Raw genomic sequence first — 518 nt, forward strand, 5'->3', positions numbered from 1 at the left:
TTTAGCATTACGCCTGATACGCTGCATCAAATCGCCAGCGAGGTCGGCGAACAGTCGATTATCTCCCGCGCCGGCGGCGCGCCAACGCTGGCGGTGGGGATGGCCTACATCCTGCACGGCTCGCTGGGCGGACTGATGGATGTCTCGTTCTGGTACCACTTCGCCATTCTGTTTGAGGCGCTGTTTATCCTGACGGCGGTTGACGCCGGCACCCGCGCGGCGCGCTTTATGCTGCAGGATCTGCTGGGCGTGATTAGCCCGGGGCTGAAAAAAACCAGCTCGCTACCGGCCAACCTGCTGGCGACAGCGCTGTGCGTGCTGGCTTGGGGCTACTTCCTGCATCAGGGGGTGGTCGATCCGCTGGGCGGGATTAACACCCTATGGCCGCTGTTCGGTATTGCCAACCAGATGCTGGCGGGGATGGCGCTGATGCTCTGCGCGGTGGTCCTGTTCAAGATGAAACGCCAGCGCTATGCGTGGGTGGCGCTGCTGCCGACCAGCTGGCTGCTGATCTGTAC

Annotated in this window: 1 protein-coding gene; it reads left to right on the top strand. The window is 62.5% G+C overall.

Translation table 11 applies throughout. The features are described from left to right. On the top strand, nt 1-518 hold a 518-nt coding region (locus HHU12_RS34865), incomplete at both ends, for a carbon starvation CstA family protein (protein ID WP_317170785.1).

It is taken from the genome of Flammeovirga aprica JL-4, from assembly GCF_012844305.1.
Lineage (GTDB): Bacteria > Bacteroidota > Bacteroidia > Cytophagales > Flammeovirgaceae > Flammeovirga > Flammeovirga aprica.